Annotated in this window: 9 protein-coding genes; all 9 read left to right on the top strand. The window is 43.6% G+C overall.

Translation table 11 applies throughout. From position 1 onward, the window contains the following. Positions 1–263 (top strand): single-stranded DNA-binding protein (locus AC1DPQ_RS18935; RefSeq protein ID WP_477610535.1); only part of this gene is annotated, 263 nt, incomplete at its 5' end. Positions 264–275: 12 nt separating this feature from the next. Further along, entirely contained in the window at positions 276–443 is a 168-nt protein-coding gene (locus AC1DPQ_RS18940; protein WP_477579186.1) for a hypothetical protein, read from the top strand. A 68-nt stretch (positions 444–511) separates the two neighbouring features. Continuing rightward, a complete protein-coding gene (locus AC1DPQ_RS18945; RefSeq protein WP_477579188.1) occupies positions 512–1,597 on the top strand; it encodes a DUF932 domain-containing protein in 1,086 nt (361 codons plus the stop codon). Between the two features lie 46 nt (positions 1,598–1,643). Beyond that, positions 1,644–1,868: a hypothetical protein gene (locus tag AC1DPQ_RS18950; RefSeq protein ID WP_477579190.1), complete on the top strand. Its 225-nt coding sequence runs from the start codon at positions 1,644–1,646 to the stop codon at positions 1,866–1,868. Beyond that, on the top strand, positions 1,865–2,416 hold the full coding sequence (locus AC1DPQ_RS18955; RefSeq protein ID WP_477579192.1) for a PRTRC system protein E: 552 nt from the start codon (positions 1,865–1,867) through the stop codon (positions 2,414–2,416). Before AC1DPQ_RS18950 ends, AC1DPQ_RS18955 begins: the two co-directional genes overlap by 4 nt. A 19-nt stretch (positions 2,417–2,435) precedes the next feature. Next, positions 2,436–2,654, top strand: a complete 219-nt coding sequence (locus tag AC1DPQ_RS18960; RefSeq protein WP_477579193.1) for a PRTRC system protein C — start codon at positions 2,436–2,438, stop codon at positions 2,652–2,654. Positions 2,655–2,656: 2 nt separating this feature from the next. Next, positions 2,657–2,827, top strand: coding sequence for a hypothetical protein (locus AC1DPQ_RS18965; protein ID WP_477579194.1), 171 nt, complete (start codon positions 2,657–2,659; stop codon positions 2,825–2,827). Between the two features lie 17 nt (positions 2,828–2,844). Further along, the gene (locus AC1DPQ_RS18970; protein ID WP_477579196.1) at positions 2,845–3,852 is read left to right on the top strand and encodes a hypothetical protein; all 1,008 of its coding nucleotides are present in this window, start codon (positions 2,845–2,847) and stop codon (positions 3,850–3,852) included. Continuing rightward, the coding region (locus AC1DPQ_RS18975) for a PRTRC system protein B (RefSeq protein WP_477610536.1) at positions 3,806–4,473 on the top strand (668 nt) is incomplete at its 3' end. The genes AC1DPQ_RS18970 and AC1DPQ_RS18975, both read left to right, overlap by 47 nt.

The following is a 4,473-nucleotide window of genomic DNA, read 5'->3' on the forward strand; positions in this document are numbered from 1 at the left end:
CAGATGCAATGGTAAAAGCCATTAGTGGAGAACGGAAAGTGGTAAACTTTTCGATTGCAATCAATGACAGCTACAGAAGTGGTGGYGAACAGAAAAAAATCACCACGTTTTTTGACTGTTCATACTGGTTAAATACAGGCATCGCCGAATACATGAAAAAAGGGGGATGGGTTCAGCTTTACGGCAGGGTGGGTGCCAATGCTTACATCAATGGTAACGGTGAGGCAAAAGCATCGCTGACCTTTCATACGACAGAGGTGTAACTCTTAAGTGCTATGGGAAGTATTTCGAATGGCCGCGGAAGTGTAGGCGGCTCAGAAAGTGGTGCAAAGACGGGAGCGCCAAAAAGCAGGGGTGAACACGATAGCGAGGTAGATACGGAAAAAACACAGGTCGGCAATGTAGGAACATTTGATGGCATTGACGGAGACATTCCCTTTTAAAAGGGTTGCTTTTTAATCCATAGTTATCGCTCTTATTTTAATTAAAACCTTAATCTAATTTTTTTATCATGGCACATAACCTTAATTATAACAGCAGAACAGATAAACACAGTTTTTTTTCGGTAAAGGAAAAAGCATGGCACGGGTTGGGTACAATAGTGGAATCTTATCCCACTTCAGCAGAGGCACTAAAATTTGCAGGTTTGGACTATAACGTAGAGAAACGTCCGCTATTTACTGTTGATTCCCGCAACCTCGTTACTTTTCAGAGCAAAGATGCAGGGGGGCTGAATGATGCCTTTATGCCCGATATATTAGTGCCGAACTTTTATTCAACCGTTAGGACGGATTCAGAGGAAGTGCTAGGAGTGGTGGGCAAAGATTATAAAGTAGTGCAAAACACCCAAGCGTTTGCTTTTTTTGATAGTATCGTAGGAGGTGGTGAAGGAATACTTTATGAAACCGCAGGAGCTTTGGGCAAAGGCGAACGCATTTTTATTACTGCTAAACTGCCCTCTTATATCAAGGTGGGAAAGGATGATCTCATCGAACAATACTTGTTTCTCACCACCTCGCACGATGGTTTCGGAAGCATTACCGCGGCTTTTACGCCTGTGCGCATCGTCTGTAACAATACGCTTAATGCTGCATTGAAAAATTCTTCTAATGTTGTTCGTATCCGTCATTCTTCGGGGGCAAATGACAGGCTTAAACAGGCGCATACCCTGATGGGTATTTCGGGCAGGATCGGGGACGAAATGGAATCCATCTTTAACCACTGGGCAAAGGTGCGCATTACTGATGCCGACCTTAAAAAACTGGTGCAGACGGCAATGGCACCGAACAGGGAGGTTCTGGACAAACTCCAAAAAGGGCTGATCGATGAGGCTTCGAGCGTCTATAAAAATATCGTAGACGAAGTCTATGGCTATGCCATGAGTGCACCCTCACAGCAGACCGATACCGCAAGAGGTACATTGTTCGGTGCTTATAATGCGGTGACAGGCTACTATCAGAATGCCCGAAAGTTCAAGGACGGAGAAGCCAAGTTTAAATCCATTATCGAGGGAACTGCCAAGCAGAGGGGACAGTCAGCGTTTGACCTTTGCCTAGACCTTGGTAAAAACGGAAATGTTGCCTTTCAGTTAAATTAATAACCAAACGGGGGCGGTTTTACCGCTCCCACTAAAACTTAAGACCATGAGCAGATTAACAGAAAATACAGACTATAGGGCGTTACTGGAAATTGCGCAGACTTTGCCGCATTTTGAAAAGTTGTCAGATATGGGCGTTTCAGCAGGGGATGCCGTTCGCATCCGCCATGCGGAGAACATCATTAAAGATGTGATCGGTAATAATGGGTATCAGATTTTGTATAGAAGCAAAAGTGCAGCACTTAAAAAAATAAAGGAGGTAAAACAATGAGAACAAATTTTTTTCAAGCCATACAGCGCCTTAACGGTACGGGCGCATGGGTATTTAATATATCATTTACAGCAGAAAACGAAATGGTGGTTTCGGTTATGTTAAAGGATAAGGCGATAAGTGACGGGAAATATCCGATCCCGCCAATGGTCTACAGGGGAACTCCGCAAGAAATCGATGAGGGCATTTTTGATGCGCTTGTTCAGCCTGTTAAAGAAACCAACAACTTATTTGCCAACATTTCAGCATACAATAAAGGGCTTGCGGATGCTAAGGCAAAGATTACCGTAAAGGCCAAAAGCGATAAAAACATAGCAGAAAAAACAGTGGAAAATACCAAGGGTGCTGGTCAGACAGAAGAGCCTATGTCGCAAAGGCCAAAATTCGAGGATGTTTTGGCCGAGATCAATAAACTGAATGCAGAATGTAAGTATGCCGAAGCACTTGCCTTGCTTCCTGCGGCAGAAAGCTATCCCGAGAAAAAAACGGAAATCGAGAAGCTGAAAAAAGAACTGGAATGGAAAAGCAAACAGTTGTCCTTATTGTAAAACCTAAAATTTAAATGTTATGTTGAGCGCAAGCCTATTACCAAGGGTGTTCGTCCTTAAAGAAAGGGAACAGGACATCCGCTTATCTGACCCATCGGGGACTTTCAGTCCCGAACAGGTCATGGATTTCTATTCGGGAACATACCCGATTTTGACTACAGCCAAAATCGAAGGCCCCGAAATCACAGGGGATGAAATAGAGTACAGGTTTATAACCACACTCGGAACTAAGGGATAAACATGAAAAGGAGGACAAGATGCATCAGAACCAAACCCTACACCAAGGAGTATTATCTGCACCAACAGCTCGCACGTTTCGTGCAGAACCTAGACCATACGCCCGATCTTTCCGAGATCAGAAGCGGTCAGCGAAAACCTGCACCACTGAGCCTTGTGGAAATGGTTTTTTGAATTTCGCTTTTACACCTATGGTGAAAGATATTCCAGAGGAACTCCGTAACAGAAAAAAAACGGAAAAAGATTTTTTTGCCTCCGTCCAAAACCTGTGCGAACTCTACGGGATTTGTTTGGATAGATGTGATTCAGTACCATATCCGCAGAATATAGCCATCACATTTAACGTGCTGAATGAAAAATTAGGGGCAATTGATCAGGAAATTGCCCTTAACTTGATGTCTTGGAAAGATAAAACGGCCTGTTTGGTCACCGTAAAAAGATACGATACAGGTTTGACCCTTTTCTATCTGCCCGTTAAACCGCTCTTTAAGCTTTTACAGGAAAGACAGAGGAAGCCCACCGCAGAACTTTTGCTCTCGGTCTGTTCCTACCTCTACCTGACAGCAGGGATTTCCTATCACACAGAGGACAGCAGTTATTTAAGCTATATCTACAGTATGGTGGAAGAATGGAATCTTGAACCCGAATGCTTTGAGCAGGAGGGAGAGCAGGAAATTTTTCTTCGTGAGATCAGCTACATCAGGAAATCGGGGGAAGAGCTACTAGGTAAAATCAGTGATCCCCGACACCTAAAAGCCTTAAAGAAAAGGTGCGACAGATTTCAACCTATGGGCGAGACAGARAAAAAGTTGAAAGATATCGCCGAACGGGTTTGCGGGTTAATGCTTGATTATCCCGACCGCTCGATTATGGACAGTATATATAGCGGTGCATTTGCGCCAGATTCTGATGGAGATGGGCTGATCACTGCCGATCAGTACATTTCTTTTTTCTGGAGCAGTTCGGACTGCCTTTACGATCAGCTGATGGATTCGGTAAATGCGGAACTAAATGAGATCGGTTCGATAGATGAGCCTGTGAGTGTTCAGTTTTTTGATACCCCACAACCCGCCATTTCCCATGATCTCTCTTTTGAAAGGTGCTTTTTTGATCTCCTTCATGATATATCGGATAACCTAAACAGTTTTGAATATGAAAAACATCACACAACTACTGAACAAGATTTATCAGCCGCATAAAGCTTTGTTATTTTACCGTTCAGAAAGCGACAATGATCATTATGTAGAAAGCTATGACATGGACAGTCTAGGCAGGCCAATAAATGCCCATCCACTCTCGGTAAAGGAAAGCGAAAGGCTTGCCGAGGCTTTGAAAAATTCTACTGAAAAATGCTCATGGTATCTACAGCCCGAGGGATTGATCCCCGAAAACGTACTCTATTATAACGGGAAAGTTGATGGCTGTGCGGTATGGTTTACCAAAGAGTGCAGAAAATATCTCCATTTTAGAAAAGAACTCGGTATTTCAGATGGAGAAGCTTCCCTGCCGCCATTGTTGTGGAAAGCGACAAGATCGCAGGTATGGATCTGGGCATTGGAAAAAGATATACGACCCGATATTTCGGCAAAGCTATACTTTGCCCCGTTCTTTAACGGTTATACCGATGGCAGGGTATGTATGGGGAACGTAGATATCAATATTCCACAAGGGTGCAGACTGGAACAGTTTATAGCAGACTGGGAACGTTATTATTTTGCCTCTGCTTTCAGCCACCTTTTGAATGATACCTCGCCCGTCAAGACCAACATTGTCCAGCTTTGGAAGAAACTGATCGGAACAAATAAGATGTTCCCTAAAAG

The sequence above is a fragment of the Pedobacter sp. 01T416_2 genome, assembly GCF_056398925.1.